This is a genomic window from Janthinobacterium sp. BCJ23 (genome assembly GCF_059617945.1).
Genome location: NZ_JCAQAW010000001.1, coordinates 601,141 through 625,190, shown reverse-complemented (window position 1 = coordinate 625,190; position 24,050 = coordinate 601,141). Strand labels below are relative to the sequence as shown.

General features: G+C 64.8%; 18 protein-coding genes and 1 tRNA gene. 9 read left to right on the top strand and 10 right to left on the bottom strand.

Annotated features, from left to right (window positions below):
* Positions 1-84 precede the first annotated feature (84 nt).
* The 4 genes from AC54AG_RS02775 to AC54AG_RS02760 form a co-directional block, all read right to left on the bottom strand.
* Positions 85-1,635 carry a class I SAM-dependent methyltransferase gene (locus tag AC54AG_RS02775; protein ID WP_496629438.1) on the bottom strand — a complete coding sequence of 517 codons (1,551 nt, stop codon included), beginning with the start codon at positions 1,633-1,635 and terminating at the stop codon, positions 85-87.
* A 70-nt stretch (positions 1,636-1,705) separates the two neighbouring features.
* The gene (locus tag AC54AG_RS02770; protein WP_496629437.1) at positions 1,706-2,515 is read right to left on the bottom strand and encodes a hypothetical protein; all 810 of its coding nucleotides are present in this window, start codon (positions 2,513-2,515) and stop codon (positions 1,706-1,708) included.
* A gap of 125 nt (positions 2,516-2,640) precedes the next feature.
* A complete protein-coding gene (gene purD / locus AC54AG_RS02765; protein ID WP_046686096.1) occupies positions 2,641-3,909 on the bottom strand; it encodes a phosphoribosylamine--glycine ligase in 1,269 nt (422 codons plus the stop codon).
* 60 nt (positions 3,910-3,969) lie between these two features.
* Positions 3,970-4,695 carry a YebC/PmpR family DNA-binding transcriptional regulator gene (locus AC54AG_RS02760; RefSeq protein ID WP_034747129.1) on the bottom strand — a complete coding sequence of 242 codons (726 nt, stop codon included), beginning with the start codon at positions 4,693-4,695 and terminating at the stop codon, positions 3,970-3,972.
* A gap of 143 nt (positions 4,696-4,838) precedes the next feature.
* Here AC54AG_RS02760 and AC54AG_RS02755 point away from each other — a divergent pair, with 143 nt between their 5' ends.
* The 4 genes from AC54AG_RS02755 (at position 4,839) to AC54AG_RS02740 (ending at position 9,815) form a co-directional block, all read left to right on the top strand.
* Complete coding sequence (locus AC54AG_RS02755) at positions 4,839-7,322, top strand: alkaline phosphatase D family protein (RefSeq protein ID WP_496629436.1); 2,484 nt, start codon at positions 4,839-4,841, stop codon at positions 7,320-7,322.
* A 141-nt stretch (positions 7,323-7,463) separates the two neighbouring features.
* A complete protein-coding gene (locus tag AC54AG_RS02750) occupies positions 7,464-8,384 on the top strand; it encodes a DMT family transporter (RefSeq protein ID WP_496629435.1) in 921 nt (306 codons plus the stop codon).
* 28 nt (positions 8,385-8,412) lie between these two features.
* Complete coding sequence (locus AC54AG_RS02745; protein WP_092608131.1) at positions 8,413-8,802, top strand: methylglyoxal synthase; 390 nt, start codon at positions 8,413-8,415, stop codon at positions 8,800-8,802.
* Positions 8,803-8,825: 23 nt separating this feature from the next.
* Entirely contained in the window at positions 8,826-9,815 is a 990-nt protein-coding gene (locus tag AC54AG_RS02740) for a quinone oxidoreductase family protein (RefSeq protein ID WP_034747141.1), read from the top strand.
* A gap of 168 nt (positions 9,816-9,983) precedes the next feature.
* Here AC54AG_RS02740 and AC54AG_RS02735 read toward each other — a convergent pair whose 3' ends face one another.
* On the bottom strand, positions 9,984-10,613 hold the full coding sequence (locus AC54AG_RS02735; protein ID WP_338679622.1) for a DUF4136 domain-containing protein: 630 nt from the start codon (positions 10,611-10,613) through the stop codon (positions 9,984-9,986).
* A gap of 197 nt (positions 10,614-10,810) precedes the next feature.
* Here AC54AG_RS02735 and pepN point away from each other — a divergent pair, with 197 nt between their 5' ends.
* From pepN to AC54AG_RS02720, 3 genes are all read left to right on the top strand, one after another.
* The gene (gene pepN, locus AC54AG_RS02730) at positions 10,811-13,465 is read left to right on the top strand and encodes an aminopeptidase N (RefSeq protein WP_496629434.1); all 2,655 of its coding nucleotides are present in this window, start codon (positions 10,811-10,813) and stop codon (positions 13,463-13,465) included.
* Between the two features lie 144 nt (positions 13,466-13,609).
* Complete coding sequence (locus AC54AG_RS02725) at positions 13,610-14,611, top strand: class 1 fructose-bisphosphatase (protein ID WP_034747152.1); 1,002 nt, start codon at positions 13,610-13,612, stop codon at positions 14,609-14,611.
* Between the two features lie 117 nt (positions 14,612-14,728).
* Positions 14,729-14,804, top strand: a tRNA-Thr gene (locus AC54AG_RS02720).
* Between the two features lie 68 nt (positions 14,805-14,872).
* Here the strand turns inward: AC54AG_RS02720 and AC54AG_RS02715 are convergent.
* The 4 genes from AC54AG_RS02715 to AC54AG_RS02700 all read right to left on the bottom strand — a co-directional run bounded on the left by AC54AG_RS02715 (position 14,873) and on the right by AC54AG_RS02700 (position 19,254).
* Positions 14,873-15,292 carry a cupin domain-containing protein gene (locus AC54AG_RS02715; protein ID WP_496629433.1) on the bottom strand — a complete coding sequence of 140 codons (420 nt, stop codon included), beginning with the start codon at positions 15,290-15,292 and terminating at the stop codon, positions 14,873-14,875.
* A gap of 77 nt (positions 15,293-15,369) precedes the next feature.
* A complete protein-coding gene (locus AC54AG_RS02710) occupies positions 15,370-16,197 on the bottom strand; it encodes an AraC family transcriptional regulator (protein WP_496629432.1) in 828 nt (275 codons plus the stop codon).
* 83 nt (positions 16,198-16,280) lie between these two features.
* Complete coding sequence (locus AC54AG_RS02705) at positions 16,281-17,372, bottom strand: porin (RefSeq protein ID WP_496629431.1); 1,092 nt, start codon at positions 17,370-17,372, stop codon at positions 16,281-16,283.
* A 7-nt stretch (positions 17,373-17,379) separates the two neighbouring features.
* Positions 17,380-19,254, bottom strand: a complete 1,875-nt coding sequence (locus tag AC54AG_RS02700) for an amidohydrolase (RefSeq protein ID WP_319990817.1) — start codon at positions 19,252-19,254, stop codon at positions 17,380-17,382.
* A gap of 246 nt (positions 19,255-19,500) precedes the next feature.
* Between AC54AG_RS02700 and AC54AG_RS02695 the strand changes: the two genes are divergently transcribed.
* Together AC54AG_RS02695 and AC54AG_RS02690 are read left to right on the top strand one after the other, a co-directional pair.
* Complete coding sequence (locus AC54AG_RS02695; protein WP_331776972.1) at positions 19,501-20,199, top strand: YoaK family protein; 699 nt, start codon at positions 19,501-19,503, stop codon at positions 20,197-20,199.
* A 6-nt stretch (positions 20,200-20,205) separates the two neighbouring features.
* A complete protein-coding gene (locus AC54AG_RS02690; RefSeq protein WP_496629430.1) occupies positions 20,206-23,286 on the top strand; it encodes a sensor histidine kinase in 3,081 nt (1,026 codons plus the stop codon).
* On the opposite strand, the gene AC54AG_RS02685 is transcribed toward AC54AG_RS02690, so the two are convergent.
* A complete protein-coding gene (locus AC54AG_RS02685) occupies positions 23,260-23,892 on the bottom strand; it encodes a response regulator (RefSeq protein ID WP_338679618.1) in 633 nt (210 codons plus the stop codon). The genes AC54AG_RS02690 and AC54AG_RS02685 overlap by 27 nt on opposite strands.
* Positions 23,893-24,050 lie beyond the last annotated feature (158 nt).

Genomic DNA, 24,050 nt, shown 5'->3' with positions numbered 1-24,050 from the left:
TAAAAAAGTAAGGACGGATTGTACCCTGTTACGCGTTTTTGTGATAGGGCGGCGCTGGCGCTGTGGTTTTGCGGCCAGCGCCCCTTACAGCATGCGCAACTGCTGCAGCACGGGCAGTTTCTCACGCAGGAATTCCTCGATGGCTGCATTGAGCAGCTGCTGGTGCGCCGCCTCGTCGTCGCATGCCGCGCCCTCATTGAGCAGGCGGCGCCCGCAGTGCGCCATGGCGCTGGCCGCCTGCACCTGCAAGGTGGCCAGATCCGGCTGTTCCCCTTCCTGGATGAGCAGCGAAAACAGCAGCCGGTCGATGAATTCCGTGTCGATGCCGCTGCCTGCCAATGGCGAACACAGGACACGATTGCCGTCGCCGTAGCGCAGCTGCGCGCCGATGGCCTGGTTCAGGCGGCGCGCGGCCGCGTCGCCGCTGCCGTCCTGCGCCCCAGCCGGGAAATACATCACGACCTGGCTGCCGGTGACCAGCATGGCCGCCACCTCCGCCAGGCTTTGCACGCTCTGTCCGGGCAAGGAGGGCAGTGCGGCCAGGTCGGCCAGACTATGCGGGCCGGTCGCCAGCGCATCGCAGACGGCGCCGTAGACCTGCTCGTTTCCTGTCACGACGCCCGCCTTGGTCTGGAAGGTAAAGGCCATTTTTTCACGCGGCACCAGCATGGCCAGGTGCACGCTGGCGAGGCACTCGGCCTGGCGCACGGCCCCCATGCGGCGCGCGCCCCGCACCAGCACATCCTTGCGGAAGCTGGTATTGAGAAAATAATCCTTCATCATTTCGCGCATGGTGGCGTCGGGCAGCAAGTCGATGGTGGCTTGCTGGTCGGCGTTCAGATACAGCGCGGGAAAGGCAAAAGGCAGGTCGGCGGAGCCGGCAAAATCGAGCTTGGCGCGCGCCACATCGCGCATCACGTCCGTGTGGTACAACGGCTCCCAGTTCTGGTTCAGGTATTCATGCACGCTGTAATGGGGATCGCTGTTGATGAGCGCATTGAGGCGCGGCGCGAGTGCGGGATTGTCCGCGATGTAGCCAGCCTGCAGGTTCTGTAACTGCTGCACGTAGGCGATGCCAGCCTGCATCTGCAAGTCGCTGCGGCCGGGGAAGCTGGCGGCAAACTCCAGCAGCAGGCGCTGCAGGGGCAGGGCGGAACTCCATCCAGGCATGGCGTTATAGCTGAGCGAAACAATGCCGCCCGGTTTCAGGTAGCGTGCGATGAAGTCGACGATATGCTGGCGATTCTCGCGGTTGACCCAGGTGTAGATGCCGTGCAGGGTAATGAAGTCGAACTGCGGCAGATCGGGCACGCGGCCCTGGGCCAATTCTTCAAAGCTGTTTTCCAGCAGGGTCAGATTGCTCGACTGGGCCTTGGCCGCCAGGGCGCGTGCGCCAGCGACATGGGCCGGATTGAAATCGTTGCCGTAGAACCGGCCGTTGGCATTGGCCGCTGCCAGGACATTGAGCGTCTGGCCACGGCCGAAGCCCAGTTCAAAGTAGGTGTAGGGCTGGTCCAGGGGCACCGGTTCGACGCCGTTGAGGATGCAGCTGAAATTGAGGTGATGCGGACTCAGGTCGCTGTAAAAACCGTTGGTGTACTCGATATCCGACACGTATCCTTCATTCCAGGCCATGGCTTCCCCGCATTGGTGGCAAAACGGCAGTATGCCATCATGGCCGCCTGCGCGGGAAGTGCATTGTGGTTCAAGGCGCCGGCGGCGTGGCGCCGTCCTGCACGACGGTGATGGACAGGTCCGGCCCGGCGCCGGGCAGGCGCGCGCTTTCGACGGCGTGCGCGGCGTTCTGCTGCAGCTCAGGCCGCTCGACGCCCTGCTCGGCGATGGTGGCGGGAGAGGGAGCCTGCCGGGACATGATGGAGCGGCCGGCGACGGCCAATACCACCACCAGCAGCAGTACTGGCATCACCCATGTCACCGGGCGCGCATACGCGGGGCGGTGGGCCCGCTGCGCGGCGCCATCGACGATGATGCGGCCCAGCTCCGAGCCGCGCTGGCGGGTGCGCAGGCGCAGTGCCTCGAATTGGGGCGCGGACAAGATACCTTGCCGTAGCATGTCGCGCAGGGCGGCGACCGGCGAGGCGAGCAGGCGGTCCGCCGGCAAGCGGGCGTGCGCGGCGTCGCGCTGCCACTGGTCGATCAGGTCTTCGTCGTACAGGGTGTCGATGGCCTGGCGGTTGACTTGCCGCAGCGCGTCGGCGGCCAGTTGCTGGCGTTCGAGCAGGTCCGCGCCGCCATGCTGGCGCGGCAGGTCGCGCACCCGCTGCAAAAAGTCGTCCTGTGGCAGCAGGTCCGTGAGCAGCAGCCATGCCAGGGTGTCGACAAGCCCCGCGCCAGCGGCCAGTTCCGGCACGTCGATGCCTTCTTCCTCGTTATGCTTGCGCTGCAGTTCGATGATCTCCAGTTCGGCGATGGCGTCGTCGAGTTCATCGTCCGTGATCAGACCGAGCTGGCGTACCTGGGCGAGGGAAGGATGAATGTGGCTGGGGCTGGGCATGGGCGGCAGTTTTGTCTGAAAGGCAAAATCTTAGCGCAAAGCCCGTTTTCCCGGCGCGCCAATTAAAACGGGACCGGGGCGGATGACTTCCGCGCCGGCCCCGCCGTTTGCCGCTAAAGGGCTGATCAGTGTTTCAAACCGCGCCAGCCGATGTCGCGGCGGTATTGCGCGCCGTCGAAATGGATTTTTTCCACGGTTTCATATGCCTGCTTCTGCGCCATCTTGATGCTGTCGCCCAGGCCCACGACGCACAGCACGCGGCCGCCATTGGTGACCAGGCGTTCGCCGTCGATGCGGGTGCCCGCATGGAAGGTGACGGAGTCCGGCGTTTCGGCCGGGATGTCGCCGATCGCCGTACCCTTGACAGGATCGTCCGGGTAGCCGGCGGCGGCCATGACGACGCCAACGGCCGTGCGGCGGTCCCATTCCAGTTCCACGGCGTCCAAGGTGCCGTTGACGGCGTGTTCCATGACGGTGACCAGATCGGTTTTCAGGCGCGCCATGATCGGCTGCGTTTCCGGGTCGCCCATACGGCAGTTGAATTCCAGCGTCTTCGGCGTGCCCTTGTCGTCGATCATCAGGCCCGCGTACAGGAAGCCCGTGAACGTGATGCCATCCTTGGCCATGCCCTGGATGGTCGGCACGATGATTTCGCGCATGACGCGCGCATGCATGGCCGGCGTAACGATCGGCGCCGGCGAATACGCGCCCATGCCGCCCGTGTTCGGGCCCTGGTCGTGGTCCTTCAGGCGTTTATGGTCCTGGCTGGTGGCCAGCGGCAGGATGTTCTTGCCGTCGCACATGACGATGAAGCTCGCTTCTTCGCCTGCCAGGAATTCCTCGATGACGATGCGCGCGCCGGCGTCGCCGAACTGGTTATCGGACAGCATCATGTCGACCGCCTGGTGCGCTTCTTCCAGAGTCATGGCAACGACGACGCCCTTGCCGGCGGCCAGACCGTCGGCCTTGATGACGATGGGCGCGCCCATGGCGTCGATGTAGGCATGCGCGGGAGCGACGTCGGAGAACGTCTGGTAGGCGGCCGTCGGGATGCCGTGGCGCTGCATGAAGGCCTTGGCGAAGTCTTTCGACGATTCCAGCTGCGCCGCTTCCTTGGTCGGGCCGAAGATTTTCAGGCCGCGCGAGCGGAACAGGTTGACGATGCCCGCTGCCAGCGGCACTTCCGGGCCGACGACCGTCAGGCCGATGTGTTCCTGCTGAACGAAGTCGGCCAGCAATTGCGGGTCGCTGATGTCGAGATTGACCAGGCGCGCATCGCGCGCGGTGCCGCCGTTGCCCGGCGCGACATACACCATCTGTATGCGTTCGGACTGGGCCAGTTTCCAGGCCAGGGCGTGTTCGCGGCCGCCAGAGCCGACTACCAGAATTTTCATAGGGACCGTTCGTTCAATGTGGGTTGCAGGGCGGCGGTGCCGCCCTTGAGTACAGAGTGATTAATTCTCTATTAACGCGTTGGTAAACACTTCCTGCACGTCGTCCAGCAGTTCCAGCGCATCGATCAGCTTTTGCATCTTGATGGCGTCGTCGCCCGAGTACACGGTTTCCGTCGCCGGTTTCATGATGACTTCGGCCACTTCGGCCTTGAAGCCGGCCGCTTCCAGCGCTTCCTTGACGGTGGCGAAATCGTGCACGGGAGTGACCACTTCGAAGCCGCCTTCTTCATCGGCGATGACGTCGTCGGCGCCCGCTTCCAGGGCCGCTTCCATCAGCTTGTCTTCGTCGGTGCCCGGCGCGAACAGCAGCTGGCCGCAATGCTGGAACATGAAGGCGACGGAGCCTTCGTTGCCCATGTTGCCGCCGTTCTTGTTGAAGGCATTGCGTACTTCGGCTACCGTGCGCACCTTGTTGTCGGTCATGCATTCGACGATGACGGCCGCACCGCCCACGCCGTAACCTTCGTAGCGCACTTCTTCGTAGTTGGCGCCATCGACGCCGCCGCTGCCGCGGTTGATCGCGCGCTGGACGTTGTCTTTCGGCATATTGGCGTCAGCCGCCTTGTCGACTGCCAGGCGCAGGCGCGGATTGGTGATGGCGTCGGCGCCGCCCATGCGGGCCGCGACCGTGATTTCCTTGATCAGGCGCGTCCAGATTTTGCCGCGCTTGGCATCGGTGGCAGCCTTTTTATGCTTGATATTGGCCCATTTGCTATGTCCTGCCATGTCGAATCTTCCTTAGACGGGTGTTCAATTGTGGCCGACATTTTAGCATATCGGCCCCTTGGCAAGCGGCATGGCCCCGTCATCAGGATGACACAATCTGTTGCTAAAGTGACGCGCTTTCACCATATCGAGGGCGCGACATCATGGCAAGTCAAATGGACAGGCGGCAATTTCTGAAATTGGGCGGCTTCATTACCGTCTCCGTGGCCACCGCCGGCCTGGCCGCCTGCGGCAGCACCGATTACAGCGATCCTGGCGTGCCGCTCGCTTCGGGCGGCGACTGGAAATTCCCGCAAAGCGTGGCGTCGGGCGACCCGCGCGCCGACAGCGCCATGCTGTGGACGCGCGTCGTGCCCGCCAGTTTCGACGCCGTCGCGCCCGCCGTGGCCGGCAAGTCCGACGTGGCCGTGCGCCTGATCGTCAGCGCCAGCGACAATACGGCCGCCCTGGGCGGCAACACGGCCCTGGCGGGCACGCCTATCGTCGACGCGAAATTGCCCCTGAAAGCCGATTTCGACAATACCTTGCGCCACAAGGTGACGGGCTTGCAGCCGGGCCAAGTGTATTTTTACCAGTTCATCGCCGGCGACGTGCGCTCGAACGTGGGCCGCTTCAAGACGGCGCCCGCCGCCACTAGCGACGTGCCGCAGCTGCAGTTTGCCTACCTGACGTGCCAGGACTGGAGCATCAACCACTGGGGCGCGCTGTCGCACATCGCCGCCAATGAAAGCCTCGATTTCATCGTCCACCTGGGCGACTACATCTATGAAACGGTGGGCGAAGCGTTCCAGAGCGGCGCCGTGGAAAGCCGCCACGACCAGCTGAAACTGCCCGACGGCACCTTCAAAAGCGGCGCGTCCGGCGCCAAATACGCGACCACGGTGGCCGATTACCGCTACCTGTACAAGAAATACCGCACCGATGCGCGCCTGCAGGCCGTGCACGAGCGCTTTGCCTTCATCGCCATCTGGGACGACCATGAATTCACGGACGACGCCTGGCAGGACGCCTCCACCTACGAAGGCATCGTGGCCGCCGACGGCTCCGATCTGCATCAGCCGGCCCGCCGCCGCAGCGCCAACCAGGCGTGGTTCGAATACATGCCGGCCGACGTCACGTTCGATAGCGCCGCGACCACGTTCCAGAACATCCAGATCTATCGCGATTTCCAGTTCGGCAAACTGATGCAGCTGGTGATGACGGATGAGCGCCTGTACCGCGCCGACCATGCGATCGCCGAGTCGACCGTCAACCCGGCCACGGGCAAGCCGCTGGGCAGCATCGGCAGCCGCTACCTGGTACCGCAAGCGCTGTTCGACAGTGTGGAAGGACAGAAAATGGCGGCCGCCACCAAGGCTGGCGCCGATCCGCTGGCCGCCGTTGGCATGCTGGGCAGCACGCAACGCGACTGGTGGAAAAGCAAGATGAAAGCGGCGACCTCGACCTGGAAACTGTGGGGCAATGAAGTGTCCTTGCTGCGCATGGGCTTGAATGGCACGGACGCGATCGCCACCTTGCTGGCGCTGAGCGCCATGAGCAACGTGGGCCAGGCCATCGCCAGCACCCTGCCGTTGGTGGGGGGCAGCGTGCCATTGGCGTCCGCCATCGTGGCGGCATCGACGGCGGGCGCCGCGCAAAACGTGGCGCAAGCGGCGGCCATGGCCATTGCCGGCGCGGCAGCGAACGCCAGCGCCCAGGGCGCCGCTGCCGTGGGCGCCGGCTTGAGCGCGGCCCAGGCCGGCATCACGGTGGCCGCCTACAACAGCGCTTCGCCGGCCGCCGCGGCGCAAGTGATCGCCTTCGGCTGGATCAAGCCCGACGTGCAGGCCAAGGGCGCCGCATCGAGCTTTGTCGCCGCTTCCGGCCAGCAAGCGGCGCTGGCGCCATTCTTCACGCGCTTCCTGCTCAATTGCGACCAGTGGGACGGCTACAACAGCGAGCGCAAGAATTTGATGGCGCACCTGAAAACCAATGCCATCGGCAACGTGGTGGCGCTGACCGGCGATATCCACTCGTTCTTTGCCGGCACCGTCAGCGACGATTTCGACGCGGCAGGCGGCGGCACGCCCGTCATGGTGGACCTGGTGTCGGCCGGCGTCAGCTCGGACTCCTTCTTCAGCTACCTGAAGTCGGCCGCCGGCAGCATGGGCGATATCGGCACCCTCGTCAGCTACCCGCTGGCCATTCCCGTCACGGGCCTGGGCACGGTCAATCTCGACGTCAACCTGCTCGACTACACCATGGGCAAGGCGGCGCCCACCGTCGACAGCCTGCTCGAGCAATTGCGCGTGCAGTTGCGCGGCGCTCTGGCCGCCAAGGGCGTGCCGGAAGCGCAACTGGAGGCGACGGTCGCTGCCGTGCAGGCTGGCTTGAAAGCGAGCACTGACTTCAGTGCGACCCTGCTGGGCCTGGCGCAGCAATTGTCCGGCCTGGGCAACAACCCGTGGATCAAGCATCTGAACACGGATGCGCAAGGCTACACGGTGGTGACTTTGACACCAGGCAAGCTGGTGGCGCAGTTCAAGCAAGTGAACAAACTGATTGGCACGGCGGCGCCTTCGAACGTGATTGCGCGGGTGACGACGGCGACCGTGACGGCGGGTGCGGCGGCGGTAGTCGTCTCCTAAATGCTGCACTGGGATGTTGTCGGGTTACGCCCTTTGGGCTAACCCGACCTACGCCTGACCTGCGCGCTATTTTGGGGTCAGACCCGCCGGGTCTGACCCCAGCACTCAGCTTCCTTTCGCTTTTGCCATTACAATCTGGACATGAGCTCCAGTTCCCCGCAAGCAACCCCATCTTCGCTTCCCCGTTCCGTCTACCTCGGTGGCCTGGCCATCGCCGTGGGCGGGGCGGTGCTGTTTTCCACCAAGGCCATCGTCGCCAAGCTGCTGTACCGCTACCAGATCGATGCCGTCACCCTGATCGCCTTCAGGATGATCTTTTCGCTGCCCGTGTTCGCCGTCATCGCCTGGTGGAAGATGCGCACGGAGCCGCCGTTATCAAACAGCGACCGCCTGCGCCTCGTCGGGCTGGGCCTCGTCGGCTATTACCTGTCCAGCTACCTGGATTTCCTGGGCCTGCAATATATTTCCGTGGGGCTCGAGCGGCTGATCCTGTTCCTCACGCCCACCTTCGTGCTCCTGATTACCACCGTGTACTTCAAGCAGAGCATCAGCCGCTTGCAGTGGCTGGCCTTGCTCACGTCCTACTGCGGCATCGTGCTCGTGTTCGTGCACGACTTGCAGGGCGGCGCCAGCAATGTGGCGCTGGGCTCGACCCTGGTGCTGGGTTCGGCCTGCTCGTATGCCGTGTATCTGCTGGGCTCTGGTGAATTGGTGAAGCGCATCGGCTCGATGCGGCTCGTTTCCTACGCGATGTGCGTGGCCAGCTTTGCCTGCATCGTCCAATTCTTCATCCTGCGCCCCGTCGAGCTGCTGATACAGCCCATGCCCGTGTATGGCTTGTCCTTGTTGAACGGTATCTTTTGCACGGTGATGCCCGTCTTCATGACGATGATCGCCGTCGAGCGCATCGGCGCGCCCGTCGCTTCGCAAGCGGGCATGATCGGCCCCGTGTCGACCCTGTTCCTGGGCGCCATGATTCTCGATGAACCGATCACCAACTGGCAACTGGCGGGCACCAGCCTGGTATTGGCCGGTATTTACTTGCTGTCGAAAAAGAAATAATTCATCCACCCACTGAAAAGTCCTCACCATGAAAACACGCATCGCCCTGATTGCCCACGACAAGAAAAAAGATGACATGATTACCCTGGCGGGCGAATACCTGGATTTTTTGAAGGGCTGCGAACTGTCGGCCACAGGCACCACGGGCGGGCGTCTGATCAACGAGCTGGGGCTGGCAGTCGAGCGCAAGCATTCGGGCCCGTTCGGCGGTGACTTGCAGATCGGTTCCCTGCTGGTGGAAGGCTTGATCGATTGCGTGATCTTCCTGCGCGACCCGATGACGCCGCAGCCGCATGAGCCGGACATCAACGCCCTGGTGCGCGCCTGCGACGTGCATAACGTGGCGTGCGCGACAAATCTGTCGTCGGCGCACCTGGTGCTGTCGCAACTGCAGGCGCGGGCCAACGCGGCCGCCTGATTCACCCAGACAAGGAGATGAGCATGAGTGCAACGATTACCACCAAAGCTATCCGCGTACAGCGCACGGGCGGCCCGGAAGTGATGGAATATGTGGACGTGGAACTGCCGCCGCCCGGTCCCGGCGAGGCGCGCGTCAGGCACGAGGCCATCGGCCTCAATTTCATCGACGTGTATTTCCGCACGGGCTTGTACCCGCAGCCGCTGCCCAATGGCCTCGGCGTCGAGGGCGCGGGCATTGTCGAGGCGGTGGGCGAGGGCGTCACGGAAGTGAAGGTCGGCGACCGGGTGGCGTATGCGGCGCGCATCAATGGCGCGTATGCGCAGCAGCGCAACCTGCCGGCGGCCCTGCTGCTGGTGCTGCCCGAGCGCATCGCTTTCGACACGGCCGCCGCCATGATGCTGCAAGGCTTGACGGTGCAATACCTGTTCCACCGCACGGTGGCCCTGAAGGCGGGCGACACCATCCTGTTCCACGCGGCCGCGGGCGGCGTGGGCCTGATCGCCTGCCAGTGGGCGAAAGTGCTGGGCGTGAACCTGATCGGCACGGCCGGCTCCGATGAAAAGGTGGCGCTGGCCAAGGCGCACGGCGCGGCCCACGTCATCAACTACAACACGGAAAACTTCGTCGAGCGCGTGCGCGAGATCACGGGCGGCAAGGGCGTCTCGGTGGTTTACGATTCCATCGGCAAGGATACGTTTACGGGCTCGCTCGACTGCCTGGCGCCGCTGGGCATGATGGTCAGCTTCGGCAACGCGTCCGGTCCCGTGCCCGCGTTTACCCTCGGCGAACTGGCCTCGCGCGGCTCGCTGTTCCTCACGCGTCCGGCCCTGTTCAGCTATGCATCGAACCGCACGAACCTGGAAGAGATGGCGACCTCGCTGTTCGGCGTCGTCAGTAGCGGTGAAGTGCAGATCGAGATCAACCAGCGCTACAGTCTGGACAATATCGCCCAGGCGCACACGGACCTGGAAGCGCGCAAGACGACGGGCTCGACCATCATCGTGCCATGAGCGGCGGCAGTGACGGCACGCCGAAATTCGGCCGCCTGCTGATCGTGCTGTTATTGGCCGTCGCCCTGATCGGCGCGCTGACCTTTGCGGCCGAGGCGTATTATTCTTAGGTGAAAAAAAACCGGCTGGCGCATTGCTGCACCAGCCGGTTTTTGTATTGCCGCGTCATTACTCTATCTTGACTTCGACTTTACGGGGTACGCCGCTCTGGCCGGGGAAATCGGCAAAGGCGCTCGCCACCATGGCCGGCATCACTTGCGACGTGGCGCGCTTGTTGCTGGTCGATTGCACGGTCACGTCGTACAGTTTCTTGCCGTTGCGGTCATTGATCGTGATGCGCAATTCGCGTTCGTATTTATGGCGCACGCTTTCTTCGAGGTCCAGCGGACCATACCAGTAGGGGTTGTAGCCGAAGCGGCCATAGCCTGGCCATGCGCCGTAGCGGTAGCCATAGCGGCCAGGCCAGTAGCCTGGACCATACCAGAATGGATCGGTGGCCTGCAGCACGCGCTCAGGATAGTCGACGGTGGAGAAATTCATCGCTACGCGCAAATTGGCTGCCGCAGGGCCGGAAGCTTCGCCAAAGCCGTGCTTGGCCAGTTCCGCGCGCACCAGGTTCTGGTAGCTGCGGTATTCCAGCGTGTCGTTTTCCGCCGCTGGCGCTTCAAACGCATACGATTTGTCCTGTAATTGCGCAGGCCACTCATGAAAGACGGTGACATCGCTGCGTATGGTGGTGGCGCATCCGGTCAACAACACGGTCAATGCGGCCATCATGATGGTGAGATAACGTTTCATTACATGACCTCCAGATAGTAGACACAATTCATCACTTAGTATTATAAGAATAGTTCTATTTGTTTCTATTCATTATTACAGAATGTTACCGAGCATGTCGGCGTGTAAGGGAATCCAACATTCCTGAGCTGAATCGCGACTATCGGGGGCTGGTGTTGGTAAAATAGGCTTTTGCCTCCGCTCCCACCCAAATCCCTATGCGCACAGACAGCCCTCAGACGATTTACCGCAAAGATTACACGCCGCCCAGCTTCCTGGTCGACAGCGTCGAACTTGGTTTCGATCTTGATCCCGCCCGCACAGTGGTGGCGAGCCGGATCCATATGCGCCACAACCCGGCCAGCACCAGCCGCAGCATTGAATTGCACGGCGAACATATCGAACTGGTGATGGTACGCCTGAATGGCAAGGTGCTGAAGCCGTCGCAGTACAAGCTGACGGCCGGCATGCTGACCATCCCCAAGGCGCCGGACGAGGTGCTGCTCGATATCGAGACCGTGCTGGCGCCGCAGGACAACACGTCGCTGTCGGGCCTGTACGTATCGAACCATAATTTCTTCACGCAGTGCGAAGCGGAAGGCTTCCGCCGCATCACCTTCTTCCCGGACCGTCCGGACGTGATGGCCAAGTACACGGTCATGCTGCGCGCCGACAAGGAACAATATCCGGTGCTGCTATCGAATGGCAACCTGATCGAAGAGGGCGACCTGGGCGACGGCCGCCATTACGCCAAGTGGGAAGATCCGTTCAAGAAGCCTTCCTACCTGTTCGCCCTCGTCGCCGCGCGCCTGGTGTGCCAGGAAGAGCGCTACACCTTGAAGTCGGGCCGCGAAGTGCTGCTGCAAGTGTGGGTGGAAGAGGGCAACCTCGATAAGACCGACTACGCCATGCAGTCGCTGAAAAACTCGATCCGCTGGGACGAGGAACGCTTCGGCCTGGAGCTGGACCTGGACCGCTTCATGATCGTCGCCGTGGGCGACTTCAACATGGGCGCCATGGAAAACAAGGGCCTGAATATTTTCAATACCAAGTACGTGCTGGCCAATTCGCGCGTTGCCACCGACGTCGATTACGCGGGCATCGAAGCGGTGGTGGGCCACGAATACTTCCACAACTGGACCGGCAACCGCGTGACGTGCCGCGACTGGTTCCAGCTGTCGCTGAAGGAAGGCTTGACGGTATTCCGCGACCAGGAATTCTCGGCCGACATGATCGGCACGGACACGGGCCGCGCCGTCACGCGCATCGACCAGGTGCGCACCTTGCGCCAGGCGCAGTTCCCCGAAGACGCGGGTCCGATGGCCCATCCCGTGCGTCCCGACTCCTTTGTCGAGATCAATAACTTTTATACGGTCACCATCTACGAGAAGGGCGCCGAAGTGGTGCGCATGTACCAGACCCTCGTGGGCCGCGACGGTTTCCGCAAGGGCATGGACTTGTACTTCGAGCGCCACGATGGCCAGGCCGTCCAGTGCGACGACTTCCGCGCCGCCATGGCCGACGCGAATGGCCGCGATTTCACGCAATTCGAGCGCTGGTACAGCCAGGCCGGCACGCCCATCGTCACCGCTTCCACGCGCTACGATGCGGCCAGCCGGACGTTCGAGCTGACCCTGGCGCAAAGCTGTCCCGCCACGCCGGGCCAGGCGAAGAAACTGCCGTTCCACATTCCCGTCACCGTCGGCTTGCTGGCTGCCGATGGCCGCGACCTGCCGCTGCACGTCGATGGCGTGGCAGCTGATGGCGCCACCAGCGTCGTGCTGGAATTGACGCAAGCGTCGCAGACTATCCGCTTCACGAACGTGGCGGAAGCGCCCGTGCCATCGCTGCTGCGCGATTTTTCCGCGCCCGTGGTGCTCGAATACGGCTATACCGACGCGGAACTGCTGCACCTGTTCCGCCACGACAGCGATCCCGTCAACCGATGGGAAGCGGGCCAGCGCCTGGCCATGGAGCGGCTGTTGAAACTGACGGGCGCCGTCGCCGCCGGCGAGACCCTGGCGCTGGACGACACCTTCATTGCAGCGCAGCGCGCTTTGCTGGCCGACGACACGCTCGATCCCGCCTTCCGCGAGCTGGCCCTGATCCTGCCGTCGGAAACCATCATCGCCGAGCGTATGGCGCAAGTCGACCCGCAGGCGATCCATGCGGCGCGCCAGTTCATGCGCCGCACCATCGCGGCAGCCCTGAAGCCTGAATTGCTGGCGCAGTACCACGCCAACCAGACGCCGGGCGAGTACAGCCCGGACGCCCTGTCGGCGGGCAAGCGCGCGCTGAAAAACCTGGCCCTGTCGTATCTGCTGATCGCGCCCGAAGCGGCGGAGCTGGACCTGGCGCGGCTGCAGTTCGACAATGCCGGCAACATGACGGACCGGGCAGCAGCGCTGGCGGCGCTGATTCATTCCGGCTCGCAGCCGCATGCGCAGGCGGCTTTGACCAGCTTCTATAGCGATTTCGAGAACGAAGCGCTGGTGGTCGACAAGTGGTTTGCCATGCAGGCGGCCGCGCCAACGACCGATGTGCAAGCCGTGCGCCGGCTGATGACGCATCCGGCCTTCACCTTGAAAAATCCGAACCGCGCGCGCAGCCTGATCTTCAATTTCACCAACGGCAATCCATCGCAGTTCCATGCACAGGACGGCAGCGGCTACGCCTTCTGGGCCGAGCAGGTCATCGCGCTCGACGCCCTGAACCCGCAAGTGGCCGCGCGCCTGGCGCGCTCCATGGACCGCTGGCGCCGTTACGTGCCCGCGCTGCAAAGCCCCATGCGCGACGCGCTGGAAAAAGTCGCCGGCCAGGCCAGTTTGTCGAACGACGTGATGGAAGTCGTTTCCAAGGCATTGGCAAATTGATTGCACGTCGGATTACGCCCTGCGGGCTAATCCGACCTACGCGCATGCATGGGCATTCATCATTTTGTAGGTCGGCTTGGCGCCAGGGGCGCGTAAGCCGACAGGCACCGAACGAGACGTATTTAAAACTAACGAAGGGGTTTCATGAAACGCATCAGTCTTACGCAATACCTGGTTGAAGAGCAGCGCTCGAACAACAGCATTCCGGCCGAACTGCGCCTGCTGATCGAAGTCGTCGCGCGCGCCTGCAAGACCATCAGCCACGCCGTCGGCAAGGGTGCGCTGGGCGAAGTGCTGGGCACGGCCGACACGGAAAACGTGCAGGGCGAAGTACAGAAAAAACTCGACATCATCTCCAACGAGATCCTGCTCGAAGCGAACGAATGGGGCGGCCACCTGGCGGCCATGGCATCGGAAGAGATGGAATCGATCCACCCAATCCCGAACCGCTATCCGAAGGGCGAATACATGCTGCTGTTCGATCCACTCGATGGTTCGTCTAACATCGACGTCAACGTCTCGATCGGCACCATCTTCTCCGTGCTGAAGGCGCCGGACGGCATGGGGCAGCCGACCGAGCAGGACTTCATGCAGGCAGGCAGCAAGCAAGTGGCGGCCGGCTACGCCGTGTACGGCCCGCAAACCATGCTGGTGCTGACCTTCGGCAATGGCGTGAACTGCTTCACCCTGGACCGCGAAATGGGTTCGTGGGTCCTCACGCAAAGCAATATGCAGATTCCGCCGACGACGAAGGAATTCGCCATCAACATGTCGAACGCGCGCCACTGGCATCCGCCCGTGAAACGCTATGTCGACGAACTGCTGGCCGGCGACACTGGCCCGCGCGGTACCAATTTCAACATGCGCTGGATCGCCTCGATGGTGGCTGACGTGCACCGCATCCTGAACCGCGGCGGCATCTTCATGTACCCGGCCGACCTGCGCGACACGTCGATGCCGGGCAAGCTGCGCCTGATGTACGAAGCGAACCCGATGGCCTTCATCGTCGAGCAAGCCGGCGGCGCGGCCACCGACGGCCAGCAGCGCATCATGGACATCGCCCCGCACAAGCTGCACCAGCGCGTGCCCGTCTTCCTCGGCTCGAAAGACGAAGTGGCCCGCGTCACGGCCTACCACGCTGAGTAAAAAAACCGCACTTTTCCACGATTTTCAGCGGCCTGCAGCCGGGCCGCTAAAAAAATGCAAAAAAGTTCGCGTTGACACTAGCAAATTTTGTGCATTGTTTGTAGAATGTGGGTCTTCGCCGTTGTAGCTCAGTTGGTAGAGCAGCACATTCGTAATGTGAAGGTCGCCAGTTCGATTCCGGCCAACGGCACCAAGTTTCATCAGAAAACCTGCTTACTTGCAAAAGTCAGCGGGTTTTTTGTTATTTGTCGCTTTCCTGTTTCAGATCCACTGGTCGTTCTGCACCGTGCGCTCCCCCGCGCCGCCGTCGCCCGTATTGACCACGCCGCGCGGCTCGATCAGCAGCAGCCTCGTTTCGGCGCTGGCGCACGGCTTGTGTTCGACACCCTTGGGCACCACGGCCATCTGGCCGGCAGTCAGCACGATGGCGTGTCCTTCCGCATAGCCAGGGCCGCGCACGGCGATGCGCAATTCGCCGTCCAGCACGATGAAGGTTTCATCCGTGTCCGCGTGCCGGTGCCACTGGAATTCGCCCAGTACCTTGACGACCTTGAATTGGTAGTCGTTCATTTCGGCGATGACGCGCGGTTGCCAGTGCCCGTCGATCAGGTCGATCTTGCCTGCCAGGTCGATGGATTGGCCCTGGCCGCGCGTGGTGGTGGTAATGGTGGTGTCTGGCATGCTGTGCTCCGTTCAAGTGGCGATGCAGCGAGAATACGCAGGTGCTTGCCGGCCGTATTGAACGATCGTGGGTGTTTTCAGCGTGTGCTGGCGCCGCCAGCGTAACGCAGCCAGCGGCCAGGCGTGATTCCATGGGTTTTCAGGAAATGCCGCGTCATGTGGCTCTGGTCGGCAAAGCCTGCGGCCATGGCGGCCGAGGCGAGCGTGCTGCCAGCTAGCAGCAGGCGCCGCACCATTTCCAGGCGCCGCATCGTCAGATAGCGGTATGGGCTGGTGCCATAGAAAACGCGAAAGTCATGCGACAGGCTCCAGCGGTCGCGTCCCGTCGCCGCTTCGAGTTCCTCCAGGGTAACGGCGCGCGTGCAGTGCGCCTGCAAGTAGTCGCGCGCGCGCCGCGCCGCCAGGAAGTCGCCTTTTGGACGCTGCATCGGCGTGCCGGCCGCCGCCGCCAGCGCATGCGCCAGTTCGGCCAACGCCTCGCTCTGCTCCAGCGCTTCGAGCGGGTGGCCGTCGTGCGGCAGCAAGGTTGAAGTGGCCGCCGCCAGGCGGGGATCGGTCGACACGCCGCCCTCGATGAAGGGCAACGCGCGTCCGCCCAGCACGTCCTGAAACAGCGCCGGTTCGATATACAGCATGCGGTAACGGAAGCCGGCGTCGGTACCCGCCTGGCCATCGTGCGCCTCGTCGGGATGCAGGATCATGGTATTGCCGGGCAGGCTGTCGCGCTGGCCGCGGCGATAGCTGAAACGCTGCACGCCGGCCAGCGTGCGGCCGATGGCGTAGGTGTCGTGGCGGTGCATGGCATAGGCCTTGCCCTGGAACCACGCCTCGATGCGTTCGATTCCCTGTACCGGTTCGGCGCACTTGACCCAGTCGCCAAGCGCCGGCGCTGATGCTCGCTTCATGGTGTCTGTTCGCAGATGCCTGCCCTGGTTGCGGAATGAAGACTGTACGCGCCGCGCGCGGGGCTGTCCACGAAAACCGTGCCTCAGAAATTGTGTTTGATCCCCAGCGCCACGCCCGACAGGGTCGCGCCTGCCGTACCTGTTTCGCGTCCGACGCTGTTGATGGCAAAGCCGGCGATGCCGTTGCGGCCGTTGGCCAGCCGCGTGTAGTAGGCATACAGGCTGCTGCGTTTCGACAGCTGGTAGTCGTAGCCGATGGTGGCGTGGGTGGCGCCCGTGCCGTCTCCCGCGCGCACGGTGCCGATGGTTTCCAGCGCGCTGCCGGTGGCGCTTTGCGCGTGGGCCAGACCGACACGCAGGCCGTGGCGGCCGAACTGGCGCGTGGCGGAGGCATACACCGTGCGCCGGCGCAGGTCTCCTGTTGCCGTGGCATAGCGCAGGCTTTCCAAGGCTAACGCCAGATGCGTGGCGCTGTCAACGCGCCACCCGATGGCCAGCTTGCTGCCACGGTCGCTCAAGCCCCGTCCCTGGTAGTCGTGGTGCTCTTCCAGCGCCACGGTGGCGTACAGGGAGCCGCCGTCGTAGAGCAGGGCGGCCGACGTCAGTGCCGGATGCGCACCGTTGGCCGGCCGTTCTTCCGCCATGCCGCGCGCCACGCGCAGCGACCAGCCCTGCCACTGCGGCGTCCAGTAATGGACGCTGTTCTGCTGGCGCCGGTCGAACGAATACGCGTTGCTGGTATTGTTTTCGGTGGCGCCCGCGCCATTGCCCATCAGGCTCATGTAGCCGGCCGTGGTGGGATAGAACGGGTCGAGCGCGGAGGTGGCGCTGTTGTAGGGCAGGGTCCAATTGCCGGCAAACAGTGTGCCCCACGGCCCGGCAATGCCGACGCGCGTGTCGCGCGCGGCAATGGAACCCGCTCCCGTGTCGGGCGACAGGGTGCCCTCGACCTGGAACAGCGCCTGCCAGCCGCCGCCCAGGTCTTCGCTGCCGCGAAAACCGAGTACCGAGCGGTTGTTGGACAGGCGCTGCACGCTGTCGCCGCTGCCGGACGAGCGCAGCGCTTCGAGCGCCACGTTCAGGCGGCCGTACAATTGCACATTTTCCTGTGCCGTGGCGGGCAGGGCCGCCGCCAGTGCCAGGGCACCGGCGGCGCATGAAAATACGCGCGCCATACGCACCTCAGAACGCAAAGCAGCTGCACCCCAGCGCACCCCAGAAGCCGGAATGGCTGGACACGGGTACGGAACTCTTGCGCGCCACGTCGTGGGCGTGGGCATGCACGCCGCAGGCGCCCTGGCACTGGTGCTGCTGCATGACGCTGGTTTTTTGCGGCGGCGCGGCGCGGTAGTGGCCGGCCACGTTTTTCACGGGCGACCAATCGGGCAGCACGGGAATGGCAGGCGGCGCCAGCTTGGTAAATTCCGCCTGGCCGTAGACGATCTTGCCGCCGACGATGGTAAGCACGGACTCAATCGACTTGATCGCCTCTTCATCGATGCTGAAGAAGTCCGCGCTCAGCACGGCCAGGTCGGCCAGCATGCCTTCCTGGATGCGGCCCTTCTTGCCTTGCTCGCTGGAGAACCAGGCGCTGCCCGCCGTCCACAGTTCCAGCGCCGTGTCGCGCGACAAACGGCTGCCCGCGTCGTACAGGCGCAAGCCGCCCACGGTGCGGCCCGACACCAGCCAGTACAGCGCCGTCCACGGGTTGTAGCTGGCGACCCGGGTGGCGTCCGTGCCGCCGCCCACGGGCACGCCAGAGGCAAGCATGCGCGCGATGGGCGGCGTGGCCTTGGCCGCTTCCGCGCCGTAGCGGTCGACAAAGTATTCGCCCTGGAAGGCCATGCGGTGCTGAATGGCGATGCCGCCGCCCAGCGCCTTGACCCGGTCGATGTTTTTCGGCGTGATGGTTTCGCAGTGGTCGAACATCCAGTGCAGGCCGTCGAACGGGATATCGCGGTTGACCTTTTCAAACACCGTCAGCATGCGCTCGATTGATTCGTCGTAGGTGGCGTGCAGGCGGAAGGGCCAGCGTTTCGACACCAGGTGGCGCACGACCTTTTCCAGTTCGTCGTCCATGCCGGGCGCCAGGTCCGGGCGCGGCTCGAGGAAATCCTCGAAGTCGGCGGCGGAAAACACGAGCATTTCGCCGGCGCCGTTATGACGGTAGTAATCGTCGCCCTGGCCCGGCGTGACCATCTCCGTCCACTTCTGGAAGTCTTGCAGTTCCGCGCCCTTGTTTTGCGTGAACAGGTTGTAGGCGATGCGTATCGTCAGCTGCTCTTTTTGCGCCAGTTCCTCGACCACCGCGTAGTCTTCCGGATAATTCTGGAAGCCGCCGCCCGCGTCGATGGCGCTGGTCAGGCCCAGGCGATTGAGTTCGCGCATGAACTGGCGCGTGGAATTGACCTGCAATTCGCGCGGCAGGGTTGGACCCTTGGCCAGGGTCGCATATAAAATCATGGCGTTCGGACGCGCGATCAGCATGCCCGTGGGATTGCCGGCAGCGTCGCGCACGATTTCGCCGCCGGGCGGGTTCGGCGTATTTTTATCGTAGCCGACCACGCGCAGGGCGGCGCGGTTCAGCAGGGCGCGGTCGTACAGGTGCAGGATGAAGACAGGCGTGTCGGGTGCGGCCGCATTGATTTCATCAAGGGTCGGCATGCGTTTTTCTGCGAACTGGAATTCGTTCCAGCCGCCCACGACGCGTACCCACTGCGGGTTCGGCGTGCGTAAGGCTTGTTCCTTGAGCATGCGCAGGGCGTCCGCCAGCGATGGCACGCCTTCCCAGCGCAATTCCAGGTTGTAGTTCAAACCGCCGCGGATCAGGTGCAGGTGCGAGTCGTTCAGGCCGGGAATCACCGTGCGGCCGCCGAGGTCGATCACGCGGCTGTCGGGCGTGCGGTGGCGCATGACGTCATCGGCATCGCCCACGGCGAGGAATTTGCCGTCGGCGATGGCCACCGCGCTCGCTTGCGGGCAGCTTTTGTCGACGGTATGGAAACAGCCATTGAGCAGTATCAAGGGTGCGGCGGCGGGGAGGGTATGTTCTGGCATGGTGCAGCTCCATGGTTGCGGTGCGGGGAGGGCCGGCGTGCGCGGCGCGAAAGTCACGTCGGCCAGTGTAGCGGACGTCCCGCGCCTGAACACGGGCCAAAAGATCAGGTGAAGCGTGGCGCACTGGCCGAATGGCGGGGGCGGCGGCCGGCCGCATGGCTTACCATGCAGGCAGTGGCGCCGGGGCGCTTCCCTGGCGCGTTTTTTGTTTTTTTTAGTGCATTGCACAGTATCAGGAGTCATTCGATGGATCAGCCACCACACAGCCGCCTGTTCGGCACCAGCCTGGGGTTTTTAGCCGGGTATGTCGATACCCTGGGTTTTATTGCCCTGTTTGGCCTGTTTACGGCCCATGTCACGGGCAACTTCGTGCTGATCGGCGCCGCCCTGGCGGATGCATCGCGCGTGTCCATCCTGTTGAAGTTTCTCGCTTTTCCCGCCTTTATCGCCGGCGTCGCCGTCACGCGCCTGATGGTGCTGGCCGTCGAGCGCCGCGCCGGCCCGTCGCTGACCCTGGCCATGCTGCTGCAGTGGGCCTTGCTGGCCGGCTTCATGGTGTTTGGCATCCTGGCCGAACCGATCGGCAAGGACGTCAGTTCCATGGCCATGGCGGCGGGCTTGCTGGGCACGGCCGCCATGGGCGTGCACAGCGCCACCAGCCGGCTGCTGCTGGCGCACCTGGCGCCCACCTCCATGATGACGGGGAACGTGACGCAGATCGTCATCGACACCGTCGACGTGCTGCGCGGCGCGGCCGATGCCGCCACCCATGCGCGCTGCGGCAAGTTCTTCTGGCCGCTGGCAGCCTTCGCCCTGGGCGCCATCGCCGCCGCCTTTGCCTACCTGGCTTTCGGCTTCGTAGCGCTGGCCGTGCCCCTGCTGCTGCTCGCCGGCCTGATCATCGTGCAGCACCGCAGCGGCCACGCGGCCGTGCCTGCCGCCTGACCGGCCGTGCGCCTGCCCGTCCTGGCCGCGCTGTGCTGGCTGCCCTTGCTGCTGCTGTTCAGCCCTCCCGGGCTGGCCATCGACGCGGCGCGCGGCATCCACCAGCTGCAGCACACCAGCTGGACGTCCAGGGATGGCGCACCGGACGATATCAGCGTCATCGCCCAAGGGGGCGACGGCTTCCTGTGGCTGGGCACCCATTCGGGCCTCGTGCGTTTTGACGGCCTGCGTTTCGCGCCCTTGCGCGCGCGCCAGGGCGCGTTTCCCGATACGGTGACCCTGGCCCTCAAGCGCGCGGCCGACGGCGGCATGTGGGTGGGCTGGCAAGTGGGCGGCATCAGCCATGTCAGGGATGGCGTGGTGCGCAATTACGGCGAGGCGCAGGGCGTGCGGCCCGGTTCCATCTGGGGTTTTGCCATCGACGCCACAGGCGCCGTGTGGGCCGCCGGCGTGGCCGGGGTGTCGCGCTTCGACGGCCGGCGCTGGCAGGCGATGGGGCCGGCGCAGGGCTACACGGCGCAAAAGGCCTCGGCCGTGTTCGCGGACCGCGATGGCAGGCTGGGCGTGTTCAGCGAACGGGGCCTGTTTATCTGGCAGCCGGGCCAGGCGCGCTTTGCGCCGCCTGTGGGCCGCCTCGACTTGCGCGCGCCGCCGCAGCAGGGACCGGACGGCCGCCTGTATCTGCTGGAGCTGCGCGGCATCCGCATCATCGACTCGCTCGAGCGCTACGACCAGCTCGACCATCGCTGGATCTACCGCGATACGAGCGGCACCAGCGGCAGCATGCTGGTCGACCGCCAGGGCACCTTGTGGTTCGACAGCCAGTTCGGCCTGCACCGCACGCGCAGCGCCGGCGCGCTGGAGCCGCAGCAGCTGGGCATCAGCAGCGACACGGAATCGTTCCTGCCCCGCGACGGCTTGAGCAATGTGCTGATCGGTTCCCTGTGCGACGACAACGAAGGCAATGCCTGGGTTGCCACGTATGCGGGCCTGGACCGCTTTCGCCAGGCCGCGCCCGTGATCCTCAGCGCGCGCGCGGGACCCGAGGCGCCCGAAGCCTTCCGCGCGCAGCAGCTGTCGCCCGGCACGGGAGGGCGCATGTGGCTGTCGAAGGAGGGCGATACGCCGCTGATGCTGGCGGCGCCCGACGGCAAGGTCTTGCGCGCCCCTGCGCTGGGGCCCGTCACGGCCATCATGGCGGCGCCGGGTGGTATCCGCGTCGGCACCCGCGCTGGCTTGCTGCGGCTCGATGGCGACGATGGCCGCGTGCTCGAGACGATTGCCTATCCGCCGGAAGCGGCCGCGTTGAGGCGGGTGCGCATGGCCGTGAACGCGCCCGACGGCAGCCTGTGGGCGATTTTCAGCGGCGCCGGCGTGTTCCAGTACGCCGACGGCGCATGGCGGCGCGAACCGGCCTTGCCCGAGGGCGGGCGCAAGGTGCCGCTGGCGCTGCTGGCCGATGCGGCCGGCCGCCTGTGGCTGTCCTATCCGGACGGCAGCGTGGTGGTGCTGGACGGCGGGCGCCTGGCCAGCTATGGTCCCGCACAGGGCCTGGACCTGGGCAAGGTGCCCGCGCTGATCGAGACGGGCGGCCAGCTGCTGGCGGGCGGCCAGAATGGCCTGGCGCTGTGGCACGATGGGCGCTTCGTGCCGCTGCGTGCCGCGGTGCCCGGCGTTTTCGACGGCGTGGTCGGCATGCTGCGCGCGCGCGACGGCAGCCTGTGGCTCAATACGGGCAATGGCGCCGTGCGCGTGGCCGCCGCCGAAGTAGCCCAGGCCCTGCGCGATCCATCGCATCCCATGCAGGCGCAGTTGTACGATGGCGCCGATGGCTTGAACGGCAAAATGAGTTTGCTGCATAACGACTCGATTGCCGAAGCGGATGATGGCAGGATCTGGTTTTCGCGCCAGAGCGCGACCTTCTGGATCGACCCGCGCCAGCCGGCGCCGCCGCTGCCGGCGCCGCAGGCCGAGATCGGCGCATTGATGGTCGATGGCGAGAACATCGCTGCCGCCGATTATGAGCGCCTGCCGGCCGGCACGCGCGACGTGCAGTTCGCCTACAACGCCAGCAGCCTGGGCGCGCCGTCGCGCCTGCGCTTCCGCTACCGGCTGGAAGGCTATGACAGGGACTGGCAGCATGCGGACGAGCGGCGCCAGGCGCAATACACGGGCCTGGGGCCGGGTGCCTACCGCTTCCAGGTGATGGCCATCAATGGCGACGGCGTGGCCAGCGCGGTGGCGCAATTGCCGTTCCGCGTGCTGCCCGCCTTCTACCAGACCTGGTGGTTCCGCAGCCTGTGCGCGGCGGCGCTGCTGGCGGCCGCGTATGGCGTTTGCCGCTGGCGGCTGGGCCAGCATGCCGCGCGCCTGCAGACGCGTATGGAGGCGCAGCAGGCCGAGCGCGAACGCATCGCGCGCGAACTGCACGATACCCTGCTGCAGGGAACGCAGGCGATGATCCTGCACTTTCACAATGCCAGCATGGCCATCGCCGAGGATGATCCCGCGCGCGCCGCCATGCTGCGCGCGCTCGACGACGCCGACCGCATGCTGGGCGAGGGGCGCGACCACGTGCACGACTTGCGCGCCGGCGACGATGCCGGCGCCCGCTGGAGCGCCATCCTGCAGCGCGAAGGCGAACGGCTGGCGGCGCAGCACGGCATCGTGTTCCGCTATGCGGAGGAAGGCGAGCCGCGCATGCTGCATGCGCGCGCCGCGCATGAAATCTACCGCATCGCCAGCGAAGCGCTGCGCAATGCCTTCCAGCATGCGCGCGCGCAGGTGGTCGAGGTGGCGGTGCGCTATGCGTGCGGCGGCATTGAACTGCTCGTGCGCGACGATGGTCAGGGCTTGCCGCCCGTGGTGGCGGCCAATGGACAGATTCCCGGACACTGGGGCATGCCCGGCATGCGCGAGCGCGCCGCCAGGCTCGGCGCGCGCCTGTCCGTGGGCGGGCGCGACGGGGGCGGCACGCAGTGGCACCTGCGGGTGCCGGCGCGCCGCGCCTGGCCGGTGGCGCACGGCCCGCTGCGCCGCTGGTGGCAGCGCTGGCGCCGCTCAGGCGTCGAGGATGCCGCGTCGTAGCGCGATGGTGACGGCATGGGTGCGGTCCCTGGCGCCCAGCTTGGCCAGGATGGTGCTCATGTGCGCCTTGACGGTTTCTTCCTTGATCTGCAGCAGGGCGCCCGTTTCGCGGTTGGAATTGCCTTGCGCGACCTGCTTGAGTACGTCCAGTTCGCGGTTCGACAGCACGTCGCTGCACGCATACAGCGCCAGTTCCGCCTCGATCTCGGGCGTGATGTGGCGCCGCCCCGCGTGCACGTTCTGTATCGCCGCCAGCAATTCGTGGCGCAGCGCGCTTTTCAGCACATAGCCGCAGGCGCCCGCGCGGATGGCGCGCAGCACTTGCGTGTCGCCCTTGTAGGTGGTCAGCACGATGATGCGCGCCTGCGGATGGCGCGTGCGGATGGCGCCGATCGCGTCGAGTCCGCTCATGACCGGCATCTGCAAATCCATCAGCGTGACATCGGGCCGCAGCGCGTCAAATTGCTGTGCCGCCTGCTGGCCATCGGTCGCCTGGCCCACCAGCACCACGCCGGGAAAGGCGCGCAGCAGGGCCGCGATGCCGTCGAGCAGCAACTGGTGGTCGTCGGCGATGAGGACGCGTATCGGTGCCGTATCGCTGCGCATGATGTTGTCTGGCAAAGAAGAGTTATCGATCAAGAGTCGTCGGAACATGGTAAGCAAAAGGTATTTTACCGCAGCGCCCGCCCTCCTGTAGGAGCTATTTCCCAGAGGCAATCAACATGCCAGCCTATATTTAGATAGTGGTGCGGGCGCGGCGCCAG